The 26,918-nt window shown below is 74.9% G+C and carries 26 protein-coding genes; 14 read left to right on the plus strand and 12 right to left on the minus strand.

Annotated features, from left to right (window positions below):
* The first annotated feature begins 60 nt into the window (after positions 1 to 60).
* From ABFY03_RS03090 to ABFY03_RS03100, 3 genes are all read left to right on the plus strand, one after another.
* Positions 61 to 1,488, plus strand: coding sequence for an MBL fold metallo-hydrolase RNA specificity domain-containing protein (locus tag ABFY03_RS03090; RefSeq protein ID WP_346169085.1), 1,428 nt, complete (start codon positions 61 to 63; stop codon positions 1,486 to 1,488).
* Positions 1,489 to 1,711: 223 nt separating this feature from the next.
* Positions 1,712 to 2,365 carry a CBS domain-containing protein gene (locus ABFY03_RS03095; RefSeq protein ID WP_319012485.1) on the plus strand — a complete coding sequence of 218 codons (654 nt, stop codon included), beginning with the start codon at positions 1,712 to 1,714 and terminating at the stop codon, positions 2,363 to 2,365.
* Complete coding sequence (locus ABFY03_RS03100) at positions 2,362 to 2,568, plus strand: hypothetical protein (RefSeq protein WP_386723749.1); 207 nt, start codon at positions 2,362 to 2,364, stop codon at positions 2,566 to 2,568. Before ABFY03_RS03095 ends, ABFY03_RS03100 begins: the two co-directional genes overlap by 4 nt.
* Positions 2,569 to 2,596: 28 nt before the next feature.
* Here the strand turns inward: ABFY03_RS03100 and ABFY03_RS03105 are convergent, their stop codons facing one another.
* The 4 genes from ABFY03_RS03105 to ABFY03_RS03120 form a co-directional block, all read right to left on the minus strand.
* The gene (locus ABFY03_RS03105; RefSeq protein WP_319012487.1) at positions 2,597 to 3,181 is read right to left on the minus strand and encodes an Rv1733c family protein; all 585 of its coding nucleotides are present in this window, start codon (positions 3,179 to 3,181) and stop codon (positions 2,597 to 2,599) included.
* A gap of 44 nt (positions 3,182 to 3,225) precedes the next feature.
* A complete protein-coding gene (locus ABFY03_RS03110; RefSeq protein ID WP_319012488.1) occupies positions 3,226 to 3,729 on the minus strand; it encodes a flavodoxin domain-containing protein in 504 nt (167 codons plus the stop codon).
* Positions 3,726 to 4,184 (minus strand): Hsp20/alpha crystallin family protein, encoded by a 459-nt coding sequence (locus tag ABFY03_RS03115; protein WP_319012489.1) that lies wholly within the window; start codon positions 4,182 to 4,184, stop codon positions 3,726 to 3,728. The genes ABFY03_RS03110 and ABFY03_RS03115 overlap by 4 nt, the downstream gene beginning before the upstream one ends.
* 415 nt (positions 4,185 to 4,599) lie before the next feature.
* Positions 4,600 to 5,505: a universal stress protein gene (locus ABFY03_RS03120; protein ID WP_346169086.1), complete on the minus strand. Its 906-nt coding sequence runs from the start codon at positions 5,503 to 5,505 to the stop codon at positions 4,600 to 4,602.
* A gap of 190 nt (positions 5,506 to 5,695) precedes the next feature.
* On the opposite strand from ABFY03_RS03120, the gene ABFY03_RS03125 reads away from it, so the two are divergent.
* Positions 5,696 to 6,556 (plus strand): universal stress protein, encoded by an 861-nt coding sequence (locus ABFY03_RS03125; protein WP_346169087.1) that lies wholly within the window; start codon positions 5,696 to 5,698, stop codon positions 6,554 to 6,556.
* 76 nt (positions 6,557 to 6,632) lie between these two features.
* Here ABFY03_RS03125 and ABFY03_RS03130 read toward each other — a convergent pair whose 3' ends face one another.
* Entirely contained in the window at positions 6,633 to 7,535 is a 903-nt protein-coding gene (locus ABFY03_RS03130) for a universal stress protein (protein ID WP_346169088.1), read from the minus strand.
* 208 nt (positions 7,536 to 7,743) lie between these two features.
* Here ABFY03_RS03130 and ABFY03_RS03135 point away from each other — a divergent pair, with 208 nt between their 5' ends.
* Together ABFY03_RS03135 and ABFY03_RS03140 are read left to right on the plus strand one after the other, a co-directional pair.
* Positions 7,744 to 8,433, plus strand: coding sequence for a CBS domain-containing protein (locus ABFY03_RS03135; protein WP_346169089.1), 690 nt, complete (start codon positions 7,744 to 7,746; stop codon positions 8,431 to 8,433).
* On the plus strand, positions 8,430 to 9,284 hold the full coding sequence (locus ABFY03_RS03140; RefSeq protein ID WP_346169090.1) for a universal stress protein: 855 nt from the start codon (positions 8,430 to 8,432) through the stop codon (positions 9,282 to 9,284). Before ABFY03_RS03135 ends, ABFY03_RS03140 begins: the two co-directional genes overlap by 4 nt.
* A 90-nt stretch (positions 9,285 to 9,374) precedes the next feature.
* Here the strand turns inward: ABFY03_RS03140 and fdhF are convergent, their stop codons facing one another.
* From fdhF to ABFY03_RS03155, 3 genes are all read right to left on the minus strand, one after another.
* Complete coding sequence (gene fdhF, locus ABFY03_RS03145; protein ID WP_346169091.1) at positions 9,375 to 12,068, minus strand: formate dehydrogenase subunit alpha; 2,694 nt, start codon at positions 12,066 to 12,068, stop codon at positions 9,375 to 9,377.
* Positions 12,065 to 13,759 carry an NAD(P)H-dependent oxidoreductase subunit E gene (locus ABFY03_RS03150; RefSeq protein ID WP_346169092.1) on the minus strand — a complete coding sequence of 565 codons (1,695 nt, stop codon included), beginning with the start codon at positions 13,757 to 13,759 and terminating at the stop codon, positions 12,065 to 12,067. Before ABFY03_RS03150 ends, fdhF begins: the two co-directional genes overlap by 4 nt.
* Positions 13,760 to 13,827: 68 nt before the next feature.
* Complete coding sequence (locus ABFY03_RS03155) at positions 13,828 to 14,085, minus strand: SHOCT domain-containing protein (RefSeq protein ID WP_319012698.1); 258 nt, start codon at positions 14,083 to 14,085, stop codon at positions 13,828 to 13,830.
* Between the two features lie 259 nt (positions 14,086 to 14,344).
* Here ABFY03_RS03155 and ABFY03_RS03160 point away from each other — a divergent pair, with 259 nt between their 5' ends.
* The 4 genes from ABFY03_RS03160 (at position 14,345) to ABFY03_RS03175 (ending at position 20,914) form a co-directional block, all read left to right on the plus strand.
* The gene (locus tag ABFY03_RS03160) at positions 14,345 to 15,562 is read left to right on the plus strand and encodes an MFS transporter (protein ID WP_346169093.1); all 1,218 of its coding nucleotides are present in this window, start codon (positions 14,345 to 14,347) and stop codon (positions 15,560 to 15,562) included.
* A 40-nt stretch (positions 15,563 to 15,602) separates the two neighbouring features.
* Positions 15,603 to 16,349: an ABC transporter ATP-binding protein gene (locus tag ABFY03_RS03165; RefSeq protein WP_319012498.1), complete on the plus strand. Its 747-nt coding sequence runs from the start codon at positions 15,603 to 15,605 to the stop codon at positions 16,347 to 16,349.
* A gap of 2 nt (positions 16,350 to 16,351) precedes the next feature.
* On the plus strand, positions 16,352 to 19,288 hold the full coding sequence (locus ABFY03_RS03170; protein ID WP_319012499.1) for an ABC transporter permease: 2,937 nt from the start codon (positions 16,352 to 16,354) through the stop codon (positions 19,286 to 19,288).
* 117 nt (positions 19,289 to 19,405) lie between these two features.
* Positions 19,406 to 20,914: a DUF4246 domain-containing protein gene (locus tag ABFY03_RS03175; protein WP_346169094.1), complete on the plus strand. Its 1,509-nt coding sequence runs from the start codon at positions 19,406 to 19,408 to the stop codon at positions 20,912 to 20,914.
* 65 nt (positions 20,915 to 20,979) lie between these two features.
* Here ABFY03_RS03175 and ABFY03_RS03180 read toward each other — a convergent pair whose 3' ends face one another.
* The 3 genes from ABFY03_RS03180 to ABFY03_RS03190 form a co-directional block, all read right to left on the minus strand.
* Entirely contained in the window at positions 20,980 to 21,366 is a 387-nt protein-coding gene (locus ABFY03_RS03180; RefSeq protein ID WP_346169095.1) for a DoxX family protein, read from the minus strand.
* Positions 21,367 to 21,468: 102 nt separating this feature from the next.
* A complete protein-coding gene (locus ABFY03_RS03185) occupies positions 21,469 to 21,939 on the minus strand; it encodes a carboxymuconolactone decarboxylase family protein (protein ID WP_346169096.1) in 471 nt (156 codons plus the stop codon).
* 90 nt (positions 21,940 to 22,029) lie between these two features.
* Positions 22,030 to 22,911: a sigma-70 family RNA polymerase sigma factor gene (locus ABFY03_RS03190; protein WP_346169097.1), complete on the minus strand. Its 882-nt coding sequence runs from the start codon at positions 22,909 to 22,911 to the stop codon at positions 22,030 to 22,032.
* A gap of 240 nt (positions 22,912 to 23,151) precedes the next feature.
* On the opposite strand from ABFY03_RS03190, the gene ABFY03_RS03195 reads away from it, so the two are divergent.
* From ABFY03_RS03195 to ABFY03_RS03210, 4 genes are all read left to right on the plus strand, one after another.
* Entirely contained in the window at positions 23,152 to 23,610 is a 459-nt protein-coding gene (locus tag ABFY03_RS03195; RefSeq protein WP_319012501.1) for a MarR family winged helix-turn-helix transcriptional regulator, read from the plus strand.
* A gap of 108 nt (positions 23,611 to 23,718) precedes the next feature.
* Positions 23,719 to 24,642, plus strand: a complete 924-nt coding sequence (locus tag ABFY03_RS03200) for a pirin family protein (RefSeq protein WP_319012502.1) — start codon at positions 23,719 to 23,721, stop codon at positions 24,640 to 24,642.
* 31 nt (positions 24,643 to 24,673) lie between these two features.
* Positions 24,674 to 25,018 carry a GNAT family N-acetyltransferase gene (locus tag ABFY03_RS03205; RefSeq protein WP_319012503.1) on the plus strand — a complete coding sequence of 115 codons (345 nt, stop codon included), beginning with the start codon at positions 24,674 to 24,676 and terminating at the stop codon, positions 25,016 to 25,018.
* Positions 25,019 to 25,081: 63 nt separating this feature from the next.
* Positions 25,082 to 25,654, plus strand: coding sequence for an antibiotic biosynthesis monooxygenase (locus ABFY03_RS03210; protein ID WP_319012504.1), 573 nt, complete (start codon positions 25,082 to 25,084; stop codon positions 25,652 to 25,654).
* A 5-nt stretch (positions 25,655 to 25,659) separates the two neighbouring features.
* Here ABFY03_RS03210 and ABFY03_RS03215 read toward each other — a convergent pair whose 3' ends face one another.
* Positions 25,660 to 26,889 (minus strand): glycosyltransferase, encoded by a 1,230-nt coding sequence (locus tag ABFY03_RS03215; protein ID WP_386723750.1) that lies wholly within the window; start codon positions 26,887 to 26,889, stop codon positions 25,660 to 25,662.
* Positions 26,890 to 26,918 lie beyond the last annotated feature (29 nt).

Below are 26,918 nucleotides of genomic sequence, written 5' to 3' on the forward strand. Positions count from 1 at the left end.
CGCCAGGGTGGGGGTGGGCCGGTGCGAGCGCCCGCCCCGTGACGCAAGGAGGCCCCGCCCATGTCCGAGGCAGCCCCGTATCCCGTGCCCGCCTCCCCCCGACCGGCCCTGCTCAGCTTCCTGGGCGGTGTGGGGACGGTCACCGGCAGCAAGTTCCTCGTCGAGAGCGATCATGCCCGGATCCTTGTCGACTGTGGTCTCTTCCAGGGTTTCGCGAACCTGCGCCGGCGCAACTGGGACCGTTTCGCACGCGACGCGGCCGACGTCGACGCCGTCGTCGTGACCCACGCCCACCTGGACCACTGCGGCTACCTCCCACGCCTGGTGCGGCAGGGCTTCCGGGGGCCGATCCTCACGACCCCGCACACGGCCCGCCTCGCCGGCATCGTCCTGCGCGACAGCGCCCGCCTGCAGATGGAGGCCGCCCGGCACGCCGACGCGCACGGCTGGTCGAAGCACCGCCCGGCGAAACCGCTGTACGACGACAGCGACGTCGAGAAGACGATGTCGTTCTTCGACCCGGTCCCCGTCGGTTCCGAGGTGGAGCTCCTGCACGGCACCCGGCTGACGCTCCACCACGGCGGTCACATCCTGGGGTCCGCCTGGGCCCGCCTCACTCTGGAGGACGGCCGGACCCTCGCCGTCTCCGGCGACCTGGGTCGGCCCGGACACCCTCTGCTCCTGCCGCCCGAGCCGTTCTCGGGCGCCGACGTGCTGCTCATGGAGTCGACGTACGGCGACCGCCGGCACGACCAGGAATCGGGACGCGCGGAGTTCGCCGCCGCCATCGCCCGGGCGCTCGCCCGCGGCGGGACCGTCGTGATCCCGGCCTTCGCCATCGACCGGACCGAGGTCGTCCTGCACGAGCTGACCCGGCTGCGCGAGACCGGCGTGCTGCCCCGCTCGGTGCCCGTCTACGTGGACAGCCCGATGGCCCTGGCCGCGCTGGACGTCTACCGCGACGCCGTCCGCGAGCGGTCCCCCCAGCTGCGGCCCGGGATCCTCGCCCAGGGCGAGGCCGCGCTGAGCCCTGCCCCGTTCCTCGCCGCCCGCACGGTCCAGGAGTCGATCGACATCAACAGCGCGCACGGCCCCGCCGTCATCGTCTCCTCGGCCGGCATGGCCACCGGCGGCCGGGTCCTGCACCACCTGCACCGGCTCCTGCCCGACCCGCGCAACGCCGTCGTCGTGGTCGGCTTCGCCGCGGCCGGCACCCGCGCCCGGGACCTCGTGGACGGGGCCCGCACGCTGAAGATGTTCGGCGAGTACGTCCCCGTGCGGGCCGAGGTCGCCGACGTGCCCCACTTCTCCGCCCACGCCGACGCGGACCAGATCGTCGACTGGCTCCGGGGCGCTCCCGCCCCGCACACCGTCTATCTGGTGCACGGCGAACCGGCCGCCTCGGAGACGCTGCGGGACCGTCTCGACCGCGAACTGGGCTGGACGGCCGTCGTGCCGCGCTCCGGTGAGGCCGTCCTGGTCCGCTGAGCAGGGCCCTTCGGCCCCGCGACGGGACCTGCGCGGCCCTGCCGGCGGCCACGGACCCGGCGGGAACCTGGGGGCGAAGGGCTGGAGGACACGATGACCACCACACGGACCCTGCCGGACGAACTCTCCCCTGAGGCACGCGCCCGCAGCCGCCTCCTCGACGGCGTCGCCCCGCGCACCGGCGCGGCAGCGCCGGCCTACGCCCGCTGAGAAGGAGACCGAGATGACCGCGCGACCGTTCACCGTCGCCGACGTGATGACGAAGAGGGTCATCGCCGTTCGGCCCGACACCTCCTTCAAGGAGATCGTCACCGCCATGGAGCGCTGGAAGGTGACCGCGCTCCCCGTCCTGGAGGGCGAGGGGCGGGTCGTGGGAGTGGTGTCCGAGGCGGACCTGCTGCTCAAGGAGGAGTTCCACGGCCACCGTCTCGGCATGGTGGAACAGCTGCGCCGCCGCGACGCCACCGCGAAGGCCGGTTCGGACCTGGCGGCCGATCTCATGAGCACGCCCGCCGTCACGGTCGGTCCCGACGCCGCCCTGCCGCACGCCGCCCGTCTGATGGCCACGCGCCGGGTCAAGCGCCTGCCGGTCGTCGACCACGACGGTGTGATCCAGGGTGTCGTCAGCCGCTCCGACCTGCTCAAGGTCTTCCTCCGCCCGGACGAGGAACTCGCCGAGGAGATCCGCGGCGATGTCGTCGGCCCACTGTTCCCGCTCTCGCGGGACCGGGTGGAGGTCCGTGTCGAGGCCGGTGTCGTCACCCTGACCGGCGACGTGCGCGACAGCACCCTCATCCCCGTCGCGGAGCGTCTGGCGCGCGCCGTCGAGGGCGTGGTGGACGTGCGGTGCGGGCTCACGCTCGCCGCCGAGGCGTGACCGCGGACGGCGGGGCGCCGATACCCCCCCTCCCCGCCGGCGGCGGGGAGGGGGGGTATCGGCGTGACCTCTTCGACCTGATCGTCTGCCTGAACCGCCGGGTGCTGCGCGTCGCCGCCTGCGCGAGCCTCATGACCGACGCCTGCCCGCCCTTCCGCCTCGACCAGGGCGGCGACGAACCGGCCCCCCGTCCGGTGGCCTGACGCCGCCGCGGGGCCGGTCGTCATGTGATCAGTCGTCGTCGGCCCCGGGGCCGCTCCCCCGGCGGAGCCGGCCGGACCAGACGGGTTCGACCTGTTCCCACTCGCGCTCCAGGGCGGCGAGGGTGCGGCCGGCGGAACGCCGTCGGAGGAGCGCGAGCGCCGCCGCCCCGGTCGCCCCGACCGCGCCGGCCGTCGCGATGCCGCCGACGACCGAGGTCAGCAGGCGGTCGGCGGCGTCGTCCTGCCGCCTGACGGGTGCTCCGGCGTCGTCGACCCAGACCGTCACGCTCCGCCCCTGGGGTGTCCGGGGCGGGACGTCGACGGTTCCCGAGCGCCTGACGTCGTCCGGGTACTCCCACGTCGCGGGGGCGACGGCCCGCGTCCCCGTCCCGCTCCTGGAGAGCGCGGGCGACTCCCTGGCCGGTCCCGTGGTGGTCGCCGTCACCTGGTGGAGCTCGGCGGCGCGGGCGCGGTCCGTCCGGGCCGCGAAGGCCCACAGGGATCCGGTGGCGACAGCACCGCAGATCAGGGCGATGGTCAGGACGACGACCACGGCCACGCGCCGGCCGCGGTCGGCGCCCGGCAGGCGGAACGGGTGTTCGTGTTCGGTCATGGCGCACCTCCGGGGCCTGTCCCCGGGCCCGAGCGCGGAACGGCTCAGTCCGTCGTGCCCAGTTCAGCTCCGATGCGGTGGGCCCACTCCCGTATGCGGGCCGGGTCGCGGAAGTCGCCGCCCTTGCCGTGGCGGACCATGGCCCGGGCGACGAGATCCGGGTTGCCGGCGGTGAGGGCGCCGCCGAAGGTGACGTGCTCACGGGCGTCGAGCTGCCTCATCCTGCGGGCGACACCCCGCACGGGCGGGATCTCGTGCTGCTCGGCGGAGCTGTCGACGGGACCGCTGCTGAACAGCCACACCGGACGCCCGCGGAGCTGCTCCGCGTTGCGACGGGCGCACTTGCGGGCTTTGCCGTTCCACCGTCCCCCGTACAGGGCTCCGCCGAGGACGACGCCTTCGTAGCCGCTGACGTCGGTGACGGTGTCCGCCGGCAGGACGTCGGCGTCGAACCCGTCGTCGCGCAGGGTCCGGCCGATCTCGTCGGCGATGCCCGCGGTGGCGCCGTGCTTGCTGCCGTACGCGACCAGCACACGCTTCGCTCTCATGACCGGTCCTCTCCGTCGCCGCCCGCGCCGGCCCGCCGCACGGGGATGGTCCGCGCGGCCCGGGCCTCCCGCGCCGGCGTCGGGACGCGGACGGTGAGGATGCCGTCCGCGTAGGAGGCTTCGACGTCGTCGGCGGGGATCGGGTCCGGGAAACGCACGGTCCTCCGGAAGACCCCGTACCGGAACTCGGAGTGGTCCTTGTCCTCGGTGCTCTCGCCGTGCTCGGCCCGCACGGTGAGCAGGTTGTCGTCGACCGTGAGGGTGATGTCGTCCGGGTCCATGCCGGGGAGCTCGGCCCGCAGCACGGAGCAGCCGTCGCCGCTGGTGACCTCCACCGGGATGGAGTGGGCGGCCGTGGCCGGGCGCCACCCGGGAAGCCCGGGGAACTCGCGGCCGAACCAGGTGTCGAAGTCGGGGACGAGGCTGTGCCTGCGTTCCACGTGGGCTCCGGTCATCGTTCCGCTCCTCGTCTACGCGTCGGGGCGCAGCCCCGACGGGCTGTCCGGGCGCGGAGCCCGGTCCGGCTCCGCGTCTCCACTCTCGCGTGCGGGCGGGGCCCGGCGCAGTGGCCAAGGGGGTGGTCGGGAGGGCCGAACGGTCCCGACCCCGAGGGGACCGACCGGCCCCATGGGGCGGCGCGCGGCGGGCGGCACCACGACCGCGGGCTCACGGAGGGGTTCGCCGGCCGTCGGCGCGGATCCACGGGGCGGTCCGGTGTCCCGGGTGTCGTGGCGCAGCCGGTCGTGCCGGCGGCGCGGCAGCGCGGCGGCGACGAAGCGCAGCCGCAGGCGTCGGCGTACGGCCTCGTGCGCCGCCGTGCGCACGCTGGGACGGAGGCGCCCGCCGGGTCGACCCCGAACAGGATGGGGTTCACGGGGTACCGGCCTCGGTCGCGAAGCCGGCGGGCACGATCTGCACGGGGCAGGGGGCGTGGTGGATGAGGGTGTGCGCGACGCGGCCGAGGGACGGCCCGGCGCCGAGCGGCCGGTGGCTCCTGCCCATCACGAGGAGGTCGGTGTGGGCGGCCGCCTCGACGAGCTTCCCGGGGGTCGTGGTGCCGGTCTCCACGTGCGGGACGACGTTCAGGTCCGGGTACCACGCGCGGACCCGGTCGGCCAGCAGCGTCGTCTCCTCCACGCGCCGGCGGGCGGCCCCGTCGAGGTCGTCGAGCATCGTCGCCACGCTGCCGACGTGGGTGAGGATGTTCCACACGCTCACGACGTGCAGCGACGCCTTGCGGGCGGCGGCTTCGGCGGCGGCGAGCAGCAGCCACCCCAGGTCCGCGGAGTCGCGGACCGCGGCGGTCACGGACCCGGCCTCGGGCCGGTCGGCCTCGCCGCGCACGACGATCACGGGCACTTCGGCGCGGGCGGCGACTCCCAGCCCCACGGAGCCGAGCAGGAGGCTGGAGAAGCCCCCGAGGCCCCGGCTGCCGACGACGATCGTCTTGTCGTCCCCGGCCGCCTCCCGGAGCCCGGTGACCGGCTCCCGGCGCCCGAGGGTGCGGGTGACGTCGAGGTCGGGGAAGCGCTCCGCGACGGCGGCGGCGGTGTCGGCCAGCAGCTCGCGGCCCGCCTCACGGATCGCCTGCATGGTCTCCGCGTCGCTCCAGTAGGCCCGCCGGTCGGTGTCGGCGGCGTGCACGAGGTGCAGCGCACGCGACCGGAGGTTCGCCTCCCCGGCGGCCCAGAACACGGCCGCCCGTGCCGAGGGCGATCCGTCGACTCCGACGACGAGATCGCCCAGCTCGGGGCGGACGAGGGTCTCGCTGTCCATGGTTCCTCCTCGGGGGTGCGCCCCGGGGCTCATGAGGCGCCCGGAAGAACGACACCTCTCACGCTGGCACCACCGCGGGCCGCCCGCGAGGGGCCGTTCGGCCCCCCGGGGAGACCTGCCCGGCCCTCTCGGCGCGGGCGCGCGAGGGGCGAGCCTGGAGCCCTGGACGGACACGGCCGAGGAGGCAGTGATGACAGCGCAGGTCACCGTGGGTCTGGACGGTTCGGACGAGAGTCTCGCCGCGGCACGCTGGGCGGCGGAGGAGGCCACTCTGCGTGAGGTGCCGCTCCGCCTGGTCACCGTGGAGGAGTGGCCGAACACCCCTGAGGTCCCCCTCCCGTACGCGCGGGACCTCGCCGACCGGGCCGAGGGCCTGCTGCGTGACGAGGCCGCCCGCGCGCGGAAGGAGCACCCCGACCTGGAGGTGGTCACCGAGCGTGCGCGCGGCCGGGCGGCGGACGAGCTGACCGCCTCGGCGAACGAGGCGGATGTGCTGGTGCTCGGTTCGCGCGGGCTCGGCGGCGTCCTCGGGTTCGTCGTCGGGTCGGTCTCCCTCGCGGTCGTGGCCACGGCCCGGCGCCCCGTCGTCCTGGTGCGCGCGCAGGGCGCGGAGCCGGCGGCGGGCGCCGGCCACATCGTGGTGGGCGTCGACCTCCGCCATCCGTGCGAGCCCCTGCTCGCCTTCGCCTTCGGGGAGGCCGCCCGACGGGGCGTCCCGCTGCGGTTCCTCAGTGCCTGGACCCTGCCCGCCTCGTACGGCTACGCAGCCGCCGTGGACCCGGTGATCGGCGAGGAGCTGGCCGCCGGCGTGCGGACCGGCCTCGAGGACCTGCTGTCGCCGTGGCGCGCGACGTACCCGGGGGTGGTGACCACGGCCGAGGCGGTCGTGGGGTCGGCCGCCTACCGGATGATCGAGGCGTCACGCGGCGCCGGACTGGTCGTCGTGGGGCGGCGTACCCGCAGGCTCCCGGTCGGCGCGCACCTCGGCCACGTGGCGCATGCGGTGATCCACCACAGCCCGGCCCCGGTCGCGGTGGTCCCCCTGGTCTGAACGGCCGGGAACGGCGTGACGGGGAGAGGGTGACCCTCTCCCCGTCACGTGCGCGCCCGTCAGCGACGGCGCCCCGTCACCCCGCCTCCCCCTCCTCCGTCGCCGGGCGCCACTGCGGGACGACGGCGACCGGGCACGCGGCGTGGTGCAGGGCCCGATGGGCCACCCGGCCGAGCTGGAGACCGAACAGACCGTCGCGTCGGCGCGCGCCGACGACCAGGAGATCGGCGGCGGCGGAGCGCTCCGTCAGGATCCGGTGCGCGGTTCCTTCGACGGCGCTCCGGCGCACGCGGACGCCCGGGTACTCGCGGACGCCCGCGGCGAGCGCCTTGTCCAGCGTCTCCGAGGCCAGCTCCGCGAGGTACACCCCCGTCTCACCGCGCAGCAGCGGGTGTTCGAGCGGGTCGTGGGCGGGCCGGCGCCACGTGCGCACCACGTCCAGCTCCGCCTCCCGGGTCGCCGCCTCCTGGAACGCGAACCTGACGGCCGGGGAGTCGACGTCGTGGTCGCCGACGCCCAGGAGGACCTTCCCGTGGCGCGCCTCCAGGGCGAACCGGTCGCCCCGTACGACGACGACCGGGCAGGAGGCGCGGGCCGCGACGGTCAGGCCGACGGATCCCAGGAGGAGGTCACCCGCCTCGCTCCTGCCGCGCGATCCGACGACCAGGGCCAGGGCCGCGCGTCCTTCGCCGAGCAGCGCGCTCGCCGCGTCCGTGCCGGCGACCTGGCTGGTCACGGGCAGTGCGGGCGCCCGTCGCCGGGCCCGTTCCACGGCCTGGCCGACGATGGTGTCGGCCAGGACCTGCCCCCACGGACGGTCGGTGGTCCAGGGCGGGGCGACGCCCTCGTACCGCTCCCAGAGCGAGGCGTACACGACGCGCAGGGCGCGCCGGTGCCGCACGGCCTCGTCGACCGCCCAGTCCAGGGCCGCGAGACTGGCGTCGGAGCCGTCGACGCCCACCACGAGGGGCTGTTCCATCGTGCCCACCGCCTTTCGCTCGGGTGCGGGCCTGCTGTCACGCTCCCACCGGCCGGCCGGAGCGGGACAGGGCCGATCGGTCCCCTGGTCCGTCCGGCGAGGGGCCGACCGTCCCGGTGAGGGCCCGTTCGGCACTCCTGCCGGGAGCGGCGGAGCGGCAGGGTGGGTCCTGGGAGGGAGCCGGGTTCACGCGTGGAAGGAGCGGCTGATGCGACACCGGAGGATCGACGGGCTGATGACCCGTGAGGTGGTGTATGTCCGGGGTGACGCCCCCTTCAAGGAGATCGTGCGGACGCTGGCCGCGCACGGGGTCACCGCCGTGCCGGTGGTGGACGGGGAGCACCGGGTGCTCGGTGTCGTCTCGGAGGGCGACCTGCTGCGCAAGACGGCCGACCAGTCCGCCGCCCCGGGGGACGTGCCGCCCGTGCCGGGGTACGGGGCGTGGGAGCGGGCGAAGGCCGAGGGGACGCGCGCGGAGGAGCTGATGTCCGCGCCGCCGGTGTGCGCGCGTCCCGACTGGACGGTGGCGGAGGCGGCGCGTCTCATGGAGGTACAGGGCGTCAAGCGCCTGGTGGTCGTCGACGACGAGGACCGGCTCGTCGGTGTCGTCAGCCGCCGGGACCTGCTGGGGATCTTCCTCCGCGAGGACGACGACCTGCGCCGTGAGATCACCGAGGACGTCCTCGCCGGCACCCTCGGTCTCGATCCGGCCGCCCTGTCCGTCGAGGTGCGGAACGGCCGGGTGGAGCTTTCCGGCACGGTGCCGTACCGGGGCATGATCCCGGCGATCGAGCGCATGTGCGCCACGGTCGACGGGGTGGTCTCGGTGACGCGTACGCGGCTCCGTCACGAGGAGGACGACGTCCCGGCGGTCCCGGCAGGAGGTGGACGGTCATGACGGCGGGCATCGTGGTCGGCGTCGACGGCACGGAGCAGGCGGAGGCCGCGGCCGAGTGGGCGGCGGAGGAGGCCGAGCTGCGCGGCACCGGGGTCCATCTGGTCCACGCGCCCGAGCCGTGGCCGGGGGCGGTCTCCCCTCTCGTACCCGCGGAGCCCGGCGAGCCGTGGGCGGAGGAGTTGCTCGCGACCACCGCCCGACGCCTGCGCGCACACCGTCCCGGTCTGCCCGTGACCACGCGGCTGCTGACCTCGGGCCCCGTCCAGGGCCTCGTCGACGCGGCCGACGCGGCCGATCTCCTGGTCCTCGGGTCCCGCGCGGTGGGCGGTGCCGCCGGTTTTCTGGTGGGCTCGGTCGGCCTGGCCGTGGCCGGTGCCGTCGAGCGGCCCGTCGTCCTGGTCCGGGCCGCCGGTGGCCCGCCGTCGCCCGGTCCCGTCACGGTCGGGATCGACGCGGAGCAGCCGGAGGACGCCGTCCTCGCGTTCGCGTTCGAGGAGGCGGTCCGCCGACGCACCGGTCTGAGCGTCGTCCATGCCCGGCAGCTGCCGCTCTACGCCACGCTCGGGCCGGAGATGGTGCCCGACGTCCGGCTCGCCGTGGCCCCGGAGGTCGAACGTTCGCTGGAGGACCTCCTCGAACCCTGGCGCGTCAGGTACCCCGGCGTGAAGTCCGGTACCCGCGTGGTGATCGGATCGGCCGGCCTCGCACTCGTACGGGCCTCCGGCGACGCCGGGCTCGTCGTCGTCGGGCGGCGGACGCGTCGCTCGGTGCTGGGGGCGCGCATCGGCAGCGTGGCCCATGCCGTGCTGCACCACAGCCGCGTGCCCGTCGCCCTCGTGCCCCACGACTGACCGGGGCCGTCCGGTCGCGGCGCCGCGACCGACCGCGTGAGGTCGCGCCCGGCTCCGCGCCGCGCCTGATCGCGTGGGGTCCCGTCGGGCTCAGCCCCGCGGCGGGGCGGGGCGCAGCCGGACCGCCGTGACCTTGTACTCGGGGCAGGAGGTCACGGTGTCGGCGTTCCGCGACACGAGCGCGTTGACTCCGTCCTCCGGGAAGTGGAACGCGCAGAACACCTGCCCGGGTGCGACGTCGGGGCCCACGCGGGCGGTCAGCCTGGCCCGTCCGTGGCGGCTCTCGACGACGACGGAAGCACGGTCCGCCACCCCGTGTCGCGCGGCGTCCTCGGGGTGGAGGTCCAGGCGGCCGTGGGTGTCGAGCAGGAGGTTGCCGCCGCGCCGGGTCATGCTGCCCGAGTTGTAGTGGGCCCAGCGGCGTCCCGTGACGAGCAGCAGCGGGTAGTCGGCGTCCGGCTCCTCGCCGGGCGGCAGGTAGGGCGGGGCGGCGAGGTGCGCACGGCCGTCGGGGGTGGCGAACTCCGCGGTGTACAGGGTGGCTTCGCCGGGCTCGTCCGGTGACGGGCAGGGCCACGGCACGGCGCCCTCGCGGTCGAGCCGGGCGTGGGAGAGGCCGCCGAAGACGGGGGCGACCCGTCCGCATTCGGCCAGGGCCTCGGCGGGGGTGGGGCAGCCGAGGTCGGCGCCCATGGCGGCGGCCACGGCGTGGACCGCGGCGAAGTCGCTGCGGGCCGTGCCCGGCGGGCGCACGGCGGGGCGGACCCGCTGGAAGCGGCGGTCGAAGTTGACGAAGGTGCCGTCCTTCTCCAGCCAGGAGGCGGCGGGCAGGACGACGTCGGCGTGCCGGGCGGTCTCGCCGAGGAAGAGCTCGCTGACCACGACCAGCGGGCAGGCGTCGAGCGCCTCGGCGACGCGCCGGCTGCCGGGGTCGGTGGCGCAGACGTCCTCGCCGATGATCCACAGGGCGCGCAGCCGGCCGTCCCGGGCCGCCTCGAACATGTCGGGGATGCGCAGGCCCGGTCGCGGCGGGACCGGCCGTCCCCAGACGGCCTCGGCCCGGTCGCGGGCCTCGGGGTCGGCGACCCTGCCGTAGCCGGGCAGCAGGTCGGGCAGGGCGCCCATGTCGGAGGCGCCCTGGACGTTGTTCTGGCCCCGCAGGGGGCTGATGCCGAACCCGCGGCCGGTGCCGCCCACGGCGCCCCGCAGGATGGGGAGGTTGGCGAGGGCGCGCACCCCGTCGGTGCCGTGCAGGTGCTCGGTGACGCCGAGTCCGTAGACGACGGCGGGGCGTTCGGCCCGCCCGTACAGCCGGGCTGCGGCGGTGAGGTCCCCGGCGGGCACGCCGGTGATCTCCGCGACGCGTGCGGGCGGGTAGGCGGCCAGGAGGGCGGTGAGTTCGCCGAGCCCGGTGGTCCGTCCGCGGAGGAACGCGGGGTCGGTCAGGCCCTCGGCCAGGAGGACGTGGGCGAGGCCGTGGAAGAGGGCGACGTTGGTGCCGGGGCGGGGCCGCAGGTGGACGTCGGCGTGGCGGGCGAGTCCCACCGCCCGCGGGTCGGCCACGACGAGGCGCGCGCCGTCGAGAGCCCGCTGGAGGAGGCGCGCTCCCACGACGGGGTGGGCTTCCACGGGATTGGCTCCGACGACCAGGAGGCAGTCGGCGTTCTCGACGTCGTCGAAGGGGTCGGTGCCGCCGGCGCGTCCGAACGAGGCGGTGAGCCCGGCGGCGGAGGGGGCGTGGCAGAGGCGGGAGCAGTTGTCGACGTTGTTCGTGCCGACGACGGTCCGCAGGAACTTCTGGACGAGGTAGTTCTCCTCGTTGGTGGCGCGGGCCGAGGAGATCGCGGCGACCGCGTCGGGGCCGCCGTCGCGCACGGCGGCGCGCAGCCCGTCGGCGACCCGGGAGACCGCCTCCGGCCAGCTCGCGGGCCGCAGTTCGCCGTTCTCGCGCACCAGGGGCTCGGTGAGGCGTTCGGCGGAGCCGAGGTAGCCGTACGCGAAGCGGCCCTTGACGCAGGCGTGCCCGCGGTTGACGGGCCCGTCGCGGGCGGGGAGGACGGCGGCGACGCGGTCCTCGCGGACGACGACGTCGAGGGCGCAGCCGACCCCGCAGTAGCCGCAGGTCGTGCGTACGCGGTCGGCGGGGGCCCGCCCGGAGGTGAGGCCCCGGCCCGGGCCCGGCTGGGTGATCGCCCCCGTGGGGCAGGTGTCGACGCAGCCGCCGCAGGAGACGCAGTCGGAGGTGGCCCAGGGGCCACCGGTTCCCGGGGCGACGGCCGTGTCGGCACCGCGGCCGGTGAGGGTGAGGGCGAACGTGCCCTGGACGTCGGAGCACATGCGGACGCAGCGCCCGCACGCGATGCAGAGGTCGCGGTCGAGATGGACGTACGGGTGGCTGTCGTCCCGGCCGCGTGCGGGGTGACCGGCCGCCGTGTCCGCGTCGATCTCCAGCTCTCGGCACGCCTCGGCGAGTTCGCTGTGGGTGGCGGCGGCGAGCGCGTGCGGCGGGAGTGCCGAGGCGATCAGGGCGACGGCGTCCCGTCGCAGGCTTCGCAGGTCGGCGTCGGCGGTCTCCACGGCGAGGTCCGGCGTCGCGGGCGTGACGCACGCGGCGACGGTCCGCCCGTCGGCGCGCACCAGGCAGGTCCGGCAGGAGCCGGCCGGCCGGAGCCGGTCGTCGTGGCAGAGGGTGGGCAGGTGGGTTCCGGCCGCCCGTACCGCGTCGAGCAGGGAGGCCCCGGGGGGCAGTTCGACCGGAACGCCGTCGACGTGGAGCCGGGTCATCGGTCCCATCCTTCCAGCGCGGGCCCGTAGGCGCGGGCCAGGCTGCGCACGGCGGCGGGGACGCGGCGGCCGAAGGCGCAGAGGCTCGCCTCTCCCATCAGCCGAGCCAGGCTCCCGTAGGTCTCCCCCGGTTCGTGCCGCTCCCGGGCGAGTGCGAGCCCGCGCCGGGTGCCGACGCGGCAGGGCGAGCAGGCTCCGCAGCTCTCGTCGGCGGCGAACTCCCAGACGTGCCGGAGGAGTTCGCGGGGGTCGATGACGGCGTCGAAGGCGACCATGCCCGCGTGCCCGAGGGCGGCGCCACGCGCGGCGAGCGCCGCCGTGGCGAGCGGGACGTCGAGGGCGGTTCCGGCGAGGAAGCCGCCGAGGGGGCCGCCGATCTGGAGGGCGGCGAGCTCGCCGCCGCCCCGCAGGCCACCGCCGATCCGGGTGACGATCTCGTCCACGGGGGTGCCGAGTTCGACCTCGTACGCCCCGGGCCGGGCGAAGCGCTCGGACAGGCACACCAGTTTGGTGCCGGTCTCGTCCGGCACGCCGCGCCGGGCGTAGGCCCGTCCGCCGTGGGCGACGATCCAGGGCAGGGCCGCCAGGGTCTCGACGTTGTTGACCACGGTCGGCCCGTCCCAGAGCCCTCGGTCCGTCGGGTAGGGCGGACGGGGACGCGCACAGCCTCGGGCGCCTTCCAGGCGGGCGATGAGGGCGGTCTCCTCGCCGGAGACGTAGGAACCGGCTCCCTCGGCGATCTCCACGAACGGCCGGGGCCCGGCCGCCTCCGCCGAGGGCGCGAGGTCTCCCGCACGCACGGCGCGCTCCGCCGCCCGGCGCAGCCGGGCCAGGGCGCCCGGGTACTCGGAGCGGACCAGGACGGTGCCGCGACGGGCGCCGCAGGCGAAGCAGGCCAGGGCGAGCCCGGCGAGGACGCGCTCCGGGTCCTCCTCCATGAGGAGCCGGTCGGCGTACGAACCGGGGTCGCCCTCGTCCCCGTTGGCGACGACCACGGTGTCCGGTCCGGCCGCCGCCGCGGTCCATTTGGCGGCCACCGGGAACCCGGCGCCGCCCCGCCCGCGCAGCCCCGAGACGGCGGTCTCCCGCCGCACGTCCTCGGGCGTCCGTCCGGCCGCCGTCTCGCGCCACACCTCCCAGGCGGAGGAGGCGCCCAGGACGCCGGCGAGGAGCACGGGCGCCCCGGTGATGTCGGCGGCGGGGATGCGGGGCGCACGCGGTTCCGACCGTCCGGCGAGCTGCTCGGCCACGTCCGGGCCCGCGTGCGGCCGGGTGCCGTCCAGCGCGGCGGGGCCCGCGTAGCAGAAGCCGAGGCAGTGCGCGGTCTGGAGCGAGACCGACCCGGTGGCGTCGGCGGTGCCCGCCGCCACGCCGAGGGCGCGCTCGACCTCCGCCAGATGGCCCCCGCCCCGGGCCGCGAAGCACGCCGTCGCGGTGCACACCCGCACGTGGCGTGCGCCGCGGGGCGCGGCGAGGTCGGCGAAGTAGGTGGCGGGGCCGAGTCCCGCGGCGGCCGGGAGCCCCGCCGCGTGCGCGACGTGCGGCGCCCACTCAGCGGGCGCTTCGGTGGTGCTCGACCTGGCCCGCTCCAGGGCGTCCGGCAGCAGGGCCCCGCGCCTGCCGTGCCGTGCGGCCAGCGCGCGGAGCGCGTCGGGGCGTCGGGCCGGCCCGCCGTCCTGCCGAGCGGTCATGGTCCCAGGGTGACCGGAGCCGCCCCCACCCGCATCCGGGCCGTCACGGGCGGCATGGGCCTCGGGCGTCATGGCCCGCCGTCGCGCAGGACGGTCAGCCGTCGACGGTACTCCTCCTCGTCGATCTCGCCGCGGGCCAGCCGCTCGCCGAGAATCCGCTCGGCCGTCGTGACGGGCCGGGCGCGCGCGGGCCGGTCCGCGGCGCGGTCCAGGGTGCGGAACAGCATCACCGCGGCGGTGATGAGCAGCCCCCAGAACAGCACCATCCCGGCCGACATGGCGAACCACCCCCATGCGTTCATGCCGTCGCCGTACCAGAACATCATCGTCACTCACGCTCCCGGCGGCGGACCCTCGGGGGCCGGGCACCCCCGCCCGAGGCCCGTCCGTCGCTTCCACCGTGCCCGGGGAGCCGACGCCGGGCACAGGGCCGACCGGCCCCCGGCGTGGGGCCGCATGGTCACCGAAGGGAACGTGTGGCCCCTGGGCGCGAGAGCGCGGCGGCCGGAGGCTGGGGCACAGCAGGACCGACGCGGTCCCCTCCGATCAACGCCGATCACCGCCGATCAACGCCGGGAGGTCACCATGGTCCGGACCACGGGGAGCCTGCCGGTCGCGCACCCGACACCGCGCCCCTGGCAGATGCTGACGCTCGCCACGACCGGATTCGCGCTCTGCTTCTGGGCGTGGGCGCTGCTGGCCCCGCTCGGCCCGCGCCTTCGGGACGACCTGGGCCTCAGCTCGTTCGAGCAGTCGCTCGTGGTCGCCGTGCCGGTCGTGGTCGGCGCGCTCGGCCGGATCCCGGCCGGGGCGCTCACGGACCGCTGGGGAGCGCGCCGGGTCTTCCCCCTCGTCGCCGCACTGACGGTCCTGCCCGTGCTGTACCTGGGACATGTGGCCGACTCCCTGGCCGAGGTGCTGGCGGGCGGCTTCCTCCTGGGCCTCGGAGGCACCGCCTTCGCCGTCGGCGTGCCGTTCGTCAACGCCTGGTATCCGCCGGCGCGGCGCGGCGTCGCGCTCGGCGTCTTCGGCATCGGCACCGGTGGGACGGCCCTGTCGGCGTTCACCACCGTGCAACTGGCCGACGCCGTCGGGCCCGCCTTCCCCTTCGACCTGGTCGCCGGTTGCCTCGCCGTGTACGCCGGAGCGTCCTGGCTCCTCCTGCGCGACCGGCCGGACCGCGCGACGGCGGCCGGGTCGCTGCTCTCCCGTACGGCGCTCGCCGTGCGGACGCCGTCCACCTGGCAGCTGGCGTTCCTGTACGCCGTGGCCTTCGGCGGGTTCGTCGCGTTCAGTGTCTACCTGCCCACCTATCTCACCCGCGCCTACGACCTCGGCCGCTCCGACGCGGCGCTGCGGACCGCGGGATTCGTCGTCCTCGCCGTGGCGATGCGGCCCGTGGGCGGCTGGCTGTCGGACCGTACGCATCCCGTCCCGGTCCTGACGGCCTCGTTCGGGCTCGTCGCCGCCTGCGCCCTGATCGCGGCGTTCGAGACGGATCTGGTCCCCGTCGGAACGGCGGCCTTCCTCGGCACGGCGGCCGGGCTCGGAGCGGGGTCCGGGGCGGTCTTCGCGCTCGTGGCACGGCTGGTCCCGGCCGAGCGGGTCGGCTCGGTGACCGGAGTGGTCGGGGCGGCCGGCGGTCTGGGCGGCTTCTTCCCGCCCCTCGTGATGGGCGTCGCCGACGGGGTCGCGCACGACTACACCTGGGGATTCGCCCTCCTCTCGGTCACGGCGACGGCCGCGGGCGTCCTGGCCGCCACCGCCTTCCGCGGACGCGCCCGCGCGGCGACGGACGCCTGACCGCGGGTGCCTGAGCCCCTTTCCCCTCCCGGAGGTTGTGATGGACAGCATGGACACCGGCCGGGCGCTCCTCGTCGCCACCGGGGTGCGCAAGATCTACCGGACGGGATCGGTGGAGGTCACCGCCCTGGCGGAGCTCGATCTCGTCGTGCGCCGCGGGGAGATGGTCGGGGTCATGGGACCGTCCGGCTCCGGGAAGACCACGCTGCTGAACTGCCTGTCGGGGCTCGACGACATCGACGGCGGCCGGGTGGAGGTCGACGGGCACGACCTGTTCGCCATGTCGGACGCGGCGCGCACGGAGCACCGCGCCCACACCATGGGGTTCGTCTTCCAGGCGTTCAACCTGATCCCCGTCTTCTCCGCCGTGGAGAACGTCGAACTGCCCCTGCTCCTGGTGGGGACCCGGCCGTCCGAGGCACGGCGGAGAGCGTCGGACATGCTGGACCGGGTGGGGCTCGGTCACCGGGTCGGGCACCGGCCGAGTGAGATGTCCGGCGGTGAACAGCAGCGGGTGACCATCGCCCGCGCCCTCGCCGGCCGCCCGGCCATCGTCTGGGCGGACGAGCCGACAGGCAATCTGGACAGCGCGATGGCCGCCCAGGTCATGGACCTGCTGTGCGGGCTCAACGCGGACGAGGGCCAGACGATCGTCCTGGTCACCCACGACGGCGCCATCGGCGCGCGCGTCCCCCGGCTGATCCGGATGCGCGACGGGCGGCTCGTCGACGACGTCCGCCAGGCCGTCACCGTGCCGGCCACGCACCGTGACCTCACCTGGGGCTGACCATGTACCCGAACCTCCTCGTCCCGCTGCTCGGCGCCCTCGCCCTCGCACTCGTCTCCCTGGTGCTGGTCGCCGTCCGGCAGCCGGTGTCCCGGCGGCTGGCGCTCCGGCAGGTCGCCCGCCGACGCACCGAGGCGGCCCTGGTGATCGGCGGGTCGATGCTCGGCACGGCCATCGTCATCGGCGCCCTGGTCGTCGGCGACACCCTGAACTTCTCCGTCCGGCAGGAGGCGTACCGGACACTGGGGCCGGTGGACGAGCGCGTCGTCGCACCGCCGGGACCGACCGGGCACGCCGTCGCGGAACGGCTGGCCGGACTGGCCGTGGACCCGGACGTCGACGGCGTGCTGAACGCCCGCGCCGCCCAGGCGTCGGCCGTCGGCGGAGCCGGCGACCGGACCGTGGCCGAACCCCGCGTCCTGGCCTGGCAGGTGGACCTCGGCGAGGCGTCGCGCTTCGGCGCGCCGGGCGGCGCGTCCGGTCTCGGCGGACCGAACCCGCCCCCCGGTCGGGTGGTGGTCAACGAGCCGCTGGCCCGGTCCCTGAGCGTCGGGGCCGGCGACCCGGTCACGGTGTACCTGTTCGGGGCGCCGCGGACGTACCGGGTCGACCGCGTGGTGCCGGAGGAGGGCCTTGCCGGGGTGGGTCTCGGCGGCCGGCTGAACCGCAACGTGTTCCTGCCGCCGCGGACCCTCGACTCCGCCGCCCGCGCAGCCGGCGCGGAGCCGCGCTCGGTCACCTTCGTGTCCAACCGGGGCGGCGTCGAGAGCGGCGAGCCCCTGACGGACCGGGTGACCGCCGACATCCGGCGGGCCCTGGGCCCGCTCGCCGGTCAGAGCGCGGTCGACACACCGAAGCAGACGGTCCTGCGGGACGCCCGACAGGCCGGGGACTCGCTCGGAGCCCTGTTCCTCATGATCGGCAGTTTCAGCATCATCGCTGGCTCCCTGCTGCTCGTGAACATCTTCGTGATGCTCGGCGAGGAGCGGAAGTCCCAGATGGGCATGGTGCGGGCGGTCGGGATGAAGCGGTCGCGGCTGGTCGGCTCCTTCACGCTGGAAGGGGCGGCGTACGCGCTGCTGTCGGCGCTGCCGGGCGCGGCCGTCGGGGTCGCCGTCGGCTGGGGCGTGGCCGTGGTGGCGGCGCAGATCTTCAAGGGCTGGTCGGTCGGGGGCAGCAGCATCCGCATCGCGTTCGACGTGACTCCCACGAGCGTCCTCAACGGGCTGGCCATGGGCCTGCTCATCGCCTTCGCGGCGATCCTCGCCACCAGTGTGCGCATCAGCAGGTTCAACATCATCGCCGCGATCCGCGACCTGCCCGCCGCGCCCGGACGGGGGCCACGCCGCCGTCTCGTCGCGGTCTCCACCGCCCTGGCCGTGCTGTGCGCGTTCGCGGCCGTTCCCGCGGTGGCGCGCAGCCAGGCCGACGCGACGTACCTGATGCCGGCCCTCGCCCTGGCCTTCGCCGCTCCGGCGCTGCTGCGGGTCCTGCCCCGGCACGCGGTCACCACCCTGGTCGCGGGAGCCGTGCTCGGCTGGACGCTCCTGGCGCCCGTCGTCCGCCCGCGGATCTTCGACAGTCCCTCGATGTCCGTGTACGTCGTCCAGGGCGCGCTGGCCGCCTTCTCGGCCGTGGTCCTCGTCAGCGACAACCAGAAGACGGTGCTCCGTCCCGTACGGCGGCTGCTCCGGCGTCCGACGGAGGGCGGTCTGGCGGCGCGGCTCGCGGTCGCGTACCCCCTGGCGAAGCGTTTCCGGACCGGCGCGACGCTGGTGATGTACACCTTGATCGTGTTCGTCCTCGTGCTGCTGACGGAGATCTCGGGCATCCTCCGGGCCGGCGTGGACGGTGTGGTCGCGGACGCGACCGCCGGCTACTCCCTGCGGCTGGACTACAACCCGCAGGTCGCCGGCGACCGGCTCGTCGCGGACCTGCGGTCCGGCCCGTCGGCCGCCGGGATCTCCGCCGTGACGCCGCTGCTCAACGCCACCGGGCGGGCCACCGACCCGGGGGGACGCAGCGCCCGGCCGCTGGACACCGCCGTCGTCGGCGTACCGGACGGGGCGATCACCGGCATCACGTTCCGGGAGCGGCTGCCCGGCCTGGCGGACGACCCGGCGGTGTGGCGGGCCCTCGCCTCCGACCCGCGCTACGTCGTCCTCGACGGCTTCTTCGGAAGTACCGGCGGCCCGGCCGGCGACGCGTACGACCCCGGCGACACCCTGGTCCTGACGGATCCCCGGACGGGCCGTGCGGAACAGAAGGTCATCGCGGGCGTCCTCAGCAACGGGTCGGTCTTCTACCCGGGCACCGGGGCCAGTTCGACGACGTATCCCGTGGTGATGGGCGAGCGGGGCGTGCGCGGACTGTTCGGCGCCCAGGCGCAGAACGCCTCCGCGCTGGTGCGGACCGGTCCCGGCACCGCACCCGAGGCGCTGGCGGCCCGGCTGCAGGGCGAGCGGCTCTCCGCCAGCCTGGTCGCCACGCCCATCGAGTCGGACATCCGGCGCCAGTTCGACTCCAGCACCGCCTTCTTCCGCCTCATGCAGGGCTTCCTCGCCCTGGGTCTCGGCGTGGGCATCACCGGCCTCGGCGTCGTCATGGTCCGGGCGGTACGCGAACGCCGGCGCACCATCGGCATCCTGCGGGCCCTCGGCTTCCGGGCGCGGACCGTGCGGCGGTCCTTCCTCTGGGAGAGCACCTTCGTCGCCGTGGAGGGCATCGTGCTCGGCTCGCTCCTCGGCGTGCTCACCACCTGGCTCATGTACCGCAACAGCGCGGCCTTCGCAGGGCTCGAAGGCGGGTTCCCCGTCGAATGGGGCAGCATCGCCGCCCTGGCCGCGGCCACCTTCGCCGCCTCCCTCCTGGCCACCCTCGGACCGGCCCGCCGCGCCGCCGCCATCCGCCCCGCCCGCGCGGTCCGCGTGTCGGACTGAACTCCCGGCTCCGGTCGCCGGCCCGCCTCCGCACGCCCGTGAGCGCCTGCGGCGGCTGTGTCAGTGCGCTGAACTATCCTTCCCGCGATCACACACCGACGCGGAGGATCACGAGAGTTGACTGGCCGGCCCGCTTTCCCGCTGCCCTTCTACGCCGCACGAACCAGGTCCCTGGCGCCGCCCCGCACGCTGCGCGAACTCGCGATGATGCGGTGCAGCGCGCACCTTCGGGCCAAGCCGGGGTGGTTCGACAAGATGAACGACCCCGAGATAGCCGACCGGTGGACGCGGGAAGCGGTCGCGCAGGACCTCACCGAGGCCGAGGTCCGCTACGTCCTGGCCGAACTCGCCCATTACGCCGCGCTGCGGGACGGCCGGACCGGTGTGGAGGTGTCCGCGGTCGACGGCGTGTGGCAGTCGGACGTGCTGGTCGAGGACGAGCTCCGGACCCGGCTGCGCGACGCGGTCCGGGTCCTGGAGGAGGTGCCCGAGGCGGAGCGGGACTGGCACCCCGGCTCCGACGGCCAGGTGCTGGACCTGGTCCATCCCTCGCTGTTCTGCCTGGTGCGCGAGGTGAGCGGCGCGCCCGAGGAGGCGTGGCGCAATCCGACGGACACCTACTCGAAGCACGAGTTCTCGGAGCGGTTCCAGTGGCTGCCCACCGACGCCGACGTCAGTGACGACGGGGCCGTCTCCTTCCGCTCGTACGTCAACAACGTCCACCCCGAGCGGCATCGTGAACTGGCCGCCGTACTGCCGGAGCTGTGCGCGCGCATGCTGCCGCTGTGGGAGAACGTGCTCACCGACCTGCGCCATCCCCGGCCGCCGCGGATCGAGGTGGATCCCTACGAGTGGTACGACTCGGAGCCCGCGCACCCGGACCGGTCGGCGTACGACGATGACGAGGCCTACGAGGAGGCGTGCCGCGCGTGGGAGACCGCGCAGGACGACTGGTGGGAGAACCGCACCCCCACCATCCCGGACGCCCCGGACTTCACCCCGCCCGAGGTGCCCGGGGCGGCCGACCGGGTCGACCTCCGCGGCCGGAGCCTCCAGGTCATCGTCAAGCTCGCCACGATCCACCTCACGCCGGACAAGCCCGAGTACGCCGGCGGTTCCTGGCACGTGGAGGGGATGCTGAACGAGCGGATCGTCTCGACCGGCCTCTACTACTGGGACAGCGAGAACATCACCGAGAGCCGGCTGGGCTTCCGGGCGGGGATCGACGAGCCGGAGTACGAGCAGAGCGACCACACCGGCATGCGTGAGGTCTACGGCCTGGAGAACGAGGGCGCCCTGAACCAGGTGCTGGGATCGGCGGCGACGCCGGCGGGCCGCTGCCTGGCGTTCCCGAACGTCCTTCAGCACCGCGTCGATTCGTTCCGCCTCGCGGATCCCGGCCGCCCGGGTCACCGCAAGATCCTCGCGTTCTTCCTGGTCGACCCGGAGCGGCCGATCGTCTCGACGTCCGACGTGCCGCCGCAGCAGCCGTGGGCCGACACCTCGACCATGACGCTCGAAGAGGCCCGGAAGTACCGCGAGGAGCTCATGCAGGAACGCAAGTTCTTCGTCGACGAGCACAACGAGCAGTTGTACGAGCGCGAGTTCTCGCTCTGCGAGCACTGACCCTCCCTGCCCGAGGTCAGCCGCCTCCGCCCCTGCGCGCGGGGGCGGCGGTGGTCGCGGCCAGGTCAGCCGGTGAAGGGTTCCAGGGCCCAGCGGCCGACCGCCACGAAGGCCGTCAGGGCGAGGTAGCCCCCGTCCAGCAGTGCGGCCGTGGTCTCGCGGCGGCGGACCCGCAGGATCACGGCGCCGGTCATGATGACGGCCAGGCCGCCGGCCGCCGGCGGCACCAGGAACGGCGCGGTGCCGAGCAGGGCCGGCAGGATCAGGCCCGCGGCGCCGAGGATCTCCAGTGCTCCGATGGCCTTGAGGGTGCCGGGCTCGAAGTCGAGGACCCAGCGCGCGGCGCCGGCCATCGCCGCCATCCTCTCCCGGGGGACGAACAGCTTCCCGAGGCCGGAGAACAGGAAGACGGCGGCCAGCAGGCCGGCGACGATCCACAGTGCGGCGTTCATGATGCTCGTCCTTGGCGATGTCTTCGGTGACGGAGGCGGGCGGCGGAGGCCGGCGGGCGGGCGGACCCGGGGTCGTCCCGGGTCCGCCCGTGGGTGCTCTGGTCAGCCGAACTGGCCGGGCCGGTACGCGCCGCCGGGTATCCGGGTGATCACGTTCAGCCGGTTGAAGGCGTTGATCGTGCAGATCAAGGCCACCAGGGCCATGAGCTGGTCCTCGTCGAAGTGCTTCGCCGCGTTCGCCCACGCCTCGTCGGTGACGCCGCTGGAGTCGGCGAGGCGGGTGCCCTGCTCGGCGAGTTCCAGCGCCGCCCGCTCCGCGTCGGTGTAGACGGTCGTCTCCCGCCACGCCCCGACCAGGTTGATCCGCACCTGGCTCTCACCGGCGGCCGCGGCGTCCTTGGTGTGCATGTCGAGGCAGCCGCCGCAGCCGTTGATCTGGCTGGCGCGGATCTTCACCAGTTCCTGCACCGCCTTCGGCAGTGCCGAATCGGTGATGACCTTGTTCGAGGAGATGATGTACTTGGCCCACTTGGAGCCGACCTCGTTGGCCATGGGGTTGATCCGGGTCTCCATCTCGGTCCGTCTCCTTCGTCTTCGGGATGCTTGCACTTCTACGACGAAGCCCCTCGCGAAGAGGTAACAACCCGCTGCGGTCGGCGTGTTCTACTCGGGGCGCTCGGGCAGCCCCATGGCGTCCAGGCGCTTGCGGTCGCTCACGGTCACCAGCTCGACGATCCGGCCGCCGACCACAGTGCACGCCACCAGGCCGAGCACCTTGCCGTTCGCACCCCAGGCCACGAACCCGGGCTCGCCGTCGACCAGCACCGGGAGCACCGCGGTCATGGACCGGGCCCCGCGCAGGACGGGACCGGCCACCTCGGCCGCCCCGACCGTGGTGATCGCGCCCTGCGGGTGGTACGTGCGCCAGGTCACCTCCGGATCGAGCAGCCGGACGAGCCCTTCGAAGTCCCCCTCCCGCGCGGCGGCGAGAAACGCGTCGACGACCGCGCGCCGCCGCCGCGGCTCCTCCTCCGGCCGCGGTGTGCCGCGCACCTTCCGGCGGGCCCGGCTCGTGAGCATCTTGGTCGCGTCGGTGGACCGGCCGATGATCTCGCCGATCTCGGCGAAGGGCACCGCGAACATGTCGTGCAGGACGAACGCCAGCCGCTCGGTGGGCGTCAGGGTGTCGAGCACCACCAGCATGGCCAGCCCGACCGATTCGGCGAGCACCGCGTCGTCCTCGGGCGCCGCCCCGTCGTCCACGGTCACCACCAGCTCGGGCAGCCGGTCCTCGTACGACAGCACGGCCCGGGTCCTACGCGAGCGCAGCACGTCGATGCAGACGCGGCCGACCACCGTGGTCAGCCAGCCGGCCAGGTTGTCGATCGCCGCGGCGTCCTGCCGCGCCAGGCGCATCCACGCCTCCTGCACCGCGTCCTCGGCCTCCGCCCGCGACCCGAGCATCCGGTGCGCGACCGCCACGAGTCGCTCACGCTGCTGCTCGAAGGCTCCCGCCAGCACGTCGGTCGGACCTGATCCAGTCATGTCGTCACCTTCCTCACGCGAATTCCGTCATGATCATGACGGGCCCGGACGTGCCGAGGTAACCGATCGCACTACAGGCGCGCGGCCGGACGCGCTCCCCGGCGTCCGGCCGCACACCCGCCCGCCGCGGGACCGCCCGGTGGCGCACTTGATTGCATCAGCCCTATATCGGCTCTGGCCGGTATTTGCCCTTCTGCCGTACCCTGGAAGCAGTCGCACCCGGAAGGAGACACGGACCCCATGACCGCCACGGACCCCGCGCTCACCGCCCTCGCCAGCGGTTGGGGCGCCCTGTCCCTGCTGCACGGCCGGATCGAGTCGCACATCGAGCGAGCCCTGCAGTCCCGGCACGACCTGAGCGTGCGCGAGTACTCCCTGCTCGACGTGCTCAGCCGCCAGCACGACGGCGAGGGCGGCCACCTGCAGATGAAGCAGGTCGCCGACGCGGTCGTCCTCAGCCAGAGCGCGACCACCCGCCTGGTGAGCCGCCTCGAAGACCGGGGCCTGCTCTCGCGGTACCTGTGCCCGACGGACCGGCGCGGCATCTACACCAACGTCACCGAGGACGGCCTGAAGCTCCTGGAAGAGGCCCGGCCGACGAACGACGCCGCCCTCCGGGAGGCGCTCGACCAGGCCGCCGCCGACCCGGAGCTGGCCTCGCTCGTCGAGGCGGTGGAAGCGGTGAAGGCCCCGCGCTGAGCCCCACCGCTCACCCGGCGGCTCCTGCGGCGGGACGGCTTGCCTTCAGGGCCGCCATCCCCCATGATTGTTGAAAGTAGAACTAACTCATGGGGAGAGAGGCCGGGCATGGGCGACACCGAGATCGAGGTCCTGACCGCGCGGGACGTCCCGCTGGGAGGGCCGCGGGCGATGACCGTGCGGCGCACGCTGCCGCAGCGGGCCCGTACGCTCATCGGCGCCTGGTGCTTCGCCGACCACTACGGCCCCGACCGGGTCGCCGAGTCCGGCGGCATGGACGTCGCGCCACACCCGCACACCGGCCTCCAGACCGTCAGCTGGCTGTTCAGCGGCGAGATCGAGCACCGCGACAGCCTCGGCACCCACGCGTACGTCCGCCCCGGCGAGATCAACCTCATGACCGGCGGCCACGGCATCAGCCACACCGAGGTCTCCACGCCCGGCACCACCGTCCTGCACGGCGTGCAGCTGTGGGTCGCGCTCCCGGACGAACACCGCCATGCCGCCCGCGACTTCCAGCACCACGCCCCGCGGGCGTTCCGGGTGGACGGCGCCGAGCTCCGGGTCTTCCTCGGCACGCTCGCCGGCGACACCTCGCCCGTCCGCACCTTCACCCCGCTCCTCGGAGCCGAGGTCCTGATCGACGCGGGCGCCACCGTCACCCTGGACGTCGACCCCGGCTTCGAGCACGGGCTGCTCGTCGACGAGGGCGACGTCAGCCTCGACGGCACGGCCCTCAAGCCCGCCGAGCTCGGGTACGCCGCCCCCGGCCGCACCACGCTCACCCTGGCCAACGCCTCCGACCGCCCGGCCCGGACGGTCCTGCTCGGCGGCCCGCCGTTCGAGGAGGAGATCGTCATGTGGTGGAACTTCATCGGCCGCAGCCACCAGGACATCGTCGAGGCGCGCGAGGCGTGGGAACGCGCTTCCGACCGCTTCGGCGAGGTGACCGGCTACCCCGGCGACCGGCTGCCCGCACCGGCGCTTCCGAACGCCGTCATCACGCCCCGCAGGAACCCCGCCCGCCGCTGACCCCGCGCCACTCCCTCCCGGAAGGACCCTCATGAGCGAGCAGACCACCGCCACCCCCGTCGTCCGTCGCGTCGACGCCCGCCACCGCTACGAGATCCTCGTCGACGACCGGCGCGCCGGCCTGACCGCGTACCGCGACCGCGACGACCGGCGGGTCTTCTTCCACACCGAGATCGACGACGCCTACGCCGGCCAGGGGCTCGCCTCGGTCCTCGTCGAGCAGGCGCTGACCGACGTCCGCGCCTCCGGCCTGCGGATCGTCCCCGTCTGCCCGTACGTCGCCAAGTTCCTGAAGAAGCACACCGAGTTCGCGGACATCACCGACCCGGTCACCCCCGAGGTCCTCAGCTGGCTGGACGCCCAGTTGGGGCGCTGACGCCCGGGGCCCGCACGGAGCGTAGAGTACGCGGGGGCGCGGCGCGATCACGAGGAGTCCGTCTTGACCTCGGTCAGCCTTGAGCACGCCACCGTCCCCGCCGACACCGGCGAGGTCACCCTCCTGATAGCCCGCCGGGTGGACCCCGGCCACGAAGCCGCCTTCGAACGGTGGGCGCAGGGGATCCTCGCCACCGCCGCGACCTTCCCGGGCCACCTCGGACACGGGCTCTTCCGCTCCTCCGGCGGCGCGGCGCCCTGGTTCCTCGTCCACCGGTTCCGGGACGCGGAGGCGTGCCGGACCTGGCAGGAGTCACCCGAGCGGGCCGCCTGGTTCGCCGACTGCGCCGGGCACCACCACACCGAGATCGCCCGGCGGAAGCTGACCGGCATGGAGACCTGGTTCGCCGAGCCGGGCTCCACCCGGCCCGCGCCGCCCCGCTGGAAGATGGCGGTCGGCGCGACCCTCGCGATCTATCCGATCTCCGTCCTCGGCGGCCTCTTCCTCCTCCCCCACCTCACCGCCCTGCCCCTCCTCCTCAGCAGCGCGGTCACCGCCGTCGTCTTCAACGTCCTGATGACGTACGTGGCGATGCCGGCCGTCAGCAGACTGCTGCGCGGCTGGCTCACCCCGTAGAGCCCCTACGGTCGGCGCGCGAGCCGGTCGAGCGCGGCGAGGACCGGGGCGACGCCGTCCTCCTCGGCCAGGCGGTCGGCCAGCACGCGGGCGCGGGCGCGGTGGGAGCCGTCCTCCGTGGCCCGGCGCAGGGCCCCGGCCAGGGCCGTGGAGGTGAGGCGGCGCAGCGGCAGCACGCCCGGAGCGGTGCCGAGCGCGGTGAGCCGCGAGCCCCAGAACGCCGCGTCGAACTGGACCGGCACCGGTACGGAGGGCACCCCGGCCCGCAGGACGGCGCCGGTCGTGCCCGCTCCCGCGTGGTGGACGACGGCGGCCGTCCGGGGGAAGAGGAGGGAGTGCGGCACCTCGTCGACGGTCAGGATGTCGTCGCCGTCCCGGGCGCCGAGTCCGGCCCAGCCGCGCTGGACGATGCCGCGCACCCCGGCCGCGCGCAGGGCGGTGACGATCTCGCGGCTCACCCGCCCGGGATCGGGGACGGTGGCGCTGCCCAGGCCGACGAAGACGGGTGGCGGCCCGGCGGCGAGGAAGTCCTCCAGTTCCGGCGAGAGCCGCCCCGTCCGGTGGGGCCACCAGTACCCGGCCACCTGGAGTTCGGCCGGCCAGTCCCGGGGCCGGGGGACGACGAGCTCGCTGTAGCCGTGCAGCACCGGCCGCGGCCCCCGCGAGCGCCGTGCCGTCTCGATGCCGTGCCGCCGTCGCAGGGACCGTACGGCGTCGAAGAACAGCAGCTCCACCGACGTCGTGACGGCCCGCCCGCTGAGCCGGTTCCCCACGCGGCCGAGGGGCCGGGCCCCCAGGACCGGGGCGGGGAAGTCGCCGGTCGGGTGGAGCGGCTGGAGGTGCAGTCCGAGGGCGGGGACCGACAGACCGTCGGCGAGGGCGTGTCCGAGCGGGCCCAGTGACCCGCCGACCAGCAGGACCTCGCCCTCCCGCGCCGCCTCGACGAGGGCCGCCGTCATCTCGTCGGCCACCTGCCGGGCCATGGACGCCAGCCGTACGAGCTTCCCGGCGCCGGTCCGCGCGTCGTGCAGCCGTCTGCCCCGCGCGGAGTGCAGCTCGGCACGGGGGTCCACCGGCAGCGGATGGAACCGCACCCCCGAACCCGCCACCAACGGCTCGAAGATCCCGTGCGTGGCCAGCGTCACCTCATGCCCGGCCCGCACGAGACCGGCCCCGAGTCCCGTGTACGGCGCGACGTCGCCGCGCGATCCCGCCGTCATCATCACGATGCGCACACCGCCCAGTGTGCCCCACCGGGCGGCGG

It is taken from the genome of Streptomyces roseofulvus, assembly GCF_039534915.1.
Taxonomy (GTDB): domain Bacteria; phylum Actinomycetota; class Actinomycetes; order Streptomycetales; family Streptomycetaceae; genus Streptomyces; species Streptomyces roseofulvus.

Excerpts from the sequence above, each read along its gene's own strand:
- ABFY03_RS03090 (WP_346169085.1), top strand. The coding sequence starts at position 61 with ATGTCCGAGGCAGCCCCGTATCCCGTGCCCGCCTCCCCCCGACCGGCC.
- ABFY03_RS03095 (WP_319012485.1), top strand. The coding sequence starts at position 1,712 with ATGACCGCGCGACCGTTCACCGTCGCCGACGTGATGACGAAGAGGGTC.
- ABFY03_RS03105 (WP_319012487.1), bottom strand. The coding sequence starts at position 3,181 with ATGACCGAACACGAACACCCGTTCCGCCTGCCGGGCGCCGACCGCGGC.
- ABFY03_RS03110 (WP_319012488.1), bottom strand. The coding sequence starts at position 3,729 with ATGAGAGCGAAGCGTGTGCTGGTCGCGTACGGCAGCAAGCACGGCGCC.
- ABFY03_RS03115 (WP_319012489.1), bottom strand. The coding sequence starts at position 4,184 with ATGACCGGAGCCCACGTGGAACGCAGGCACAGCCTCGTCCCCGACTTC.
- ABFY03_RS03120 (WP_346169086.1), bottom strand. The coding sequence starts at position 5,505 with ATGGACAGCGAGACCCTCGTCCGCCCCGAGCTGGGCGATCTCGTCGTC.
- ABFY03_RS03125 (WP_346169087.1), top strand. The coding sequence starts at position 5,696 with ATGACAGCGCAGGTCACCGTGGGTCTGGACGGTTCGGACGAGAGTCTC.
- ABFY03_RS03130 (WP_346169088.1), bottom strand. The coding sequence starts at position 7,535 with ATGGAACAGCCCCTCGTGGTGGGCGTCGACGGCTCCGACGCCAGTCTC.
- ABFY03_RS03135 (WP_346169089.1), top strand. The coding sequence starts at position 7,744 with ATGCGACACCGGAGGATCGACGGGCTGATGACCCGTGAGGTGGTGTAT.
- ABFY03_RS03140 (WP_346169090.1), top strand. The coding sequence starts at position 8,430 with ATGACGGCGGGCATCGTGGTCGGCGTCGACGGCACGGAGCAGGCGGAG.
- fdhF (WP_346169091.1), bottom strand. The coding sequence starts at position 12,068 with ATGACCCGGCTCCACGTCGACGGCGTTCCGGTCGAACTGCCCCCCGGG.
- ABFY03_RS03150 (WP_346169092.1), bottom strand. The coding sequence starts at position 13,759 with ATGACCGCTCGGCAGGACGGCGGGCCGGCCCGACGCCCCGACGCGCTC.
- ABFY03_RS03155 (WP_319012698.1), bottom strand. The coding sequence starts at position 14,085 with ATGATGTTCTGGTACGGCGACGGCATGAACGCATGGGGGTGGTTCGCC.
- ABFY03_RS03160 (WP_346169093.1), top strand. The coding sequence starts at position 14,345 with ATGGTCCGGACCACGGGGAGCCTGCCGGTCGCGCACCCGACACCGCGC.
- ABFY03_RS03165 (WP_319012498.1), top strand. The coding sequence starts at position 15,603 with ATGGACAGCATGGACACCGGCCGGGCGCTCCTCGTCGCCACCGGGGTG.
- ABFY03_RS03170 (WP_319012499.1), top strand. The coding sequence starts at position 16,352 with ATGTACCCGAACCTCCTCGTCCCGCTGCTCGGCGCCCTCGCCCTCGCA.
- ABFY03_RS03180 (WP_346169095.1), bottom strand. The coding sequence starts at position 21,366 with ATGAACGCCGCACTGTGGATCGTCGCCGGCCTGCTGGCCGCCGTCTTC.
- ABFY03_RS03185 (WP_346169096.1), bottom strand. The coding sequence starts at position 21,939 with ATGGAGACCCGGATCAACCCCATGGCCAACGAGGTCGGCTCCAAGTGG.
- ABFY03_RS03190 (WP_346169097.1), bottom strand. The coding sequence starts at position 22,911 with ATGACTGGATCAGGTCCGACCGACGTGCTGGCGGGAGCCTTCGAGCAG.
- ABFY03_RS03195 (WP_319012501.1), top strand. The coding sequence starts at position 23,152 with ATGACCGCCACGGACCCCGCGCTCACCGCCCTCGCCAGCGGTTGGGGC.
- ABFY03_RS03200 (WP_319012502.1), top strand. The coding sequence starts at position 23,719 with ATGGGCGACACCGAGATCGAGGTCCTGACCGCGCGGGACGTCCCGCTG.
- ABFY03_RS03205 (WP_319012503.1), top strand. The coding sequence starts at position 24,674 with ATGAGCGAGCAGACCACCGCCACCCCCGTCGTCCGTCGCGTCGACGCC.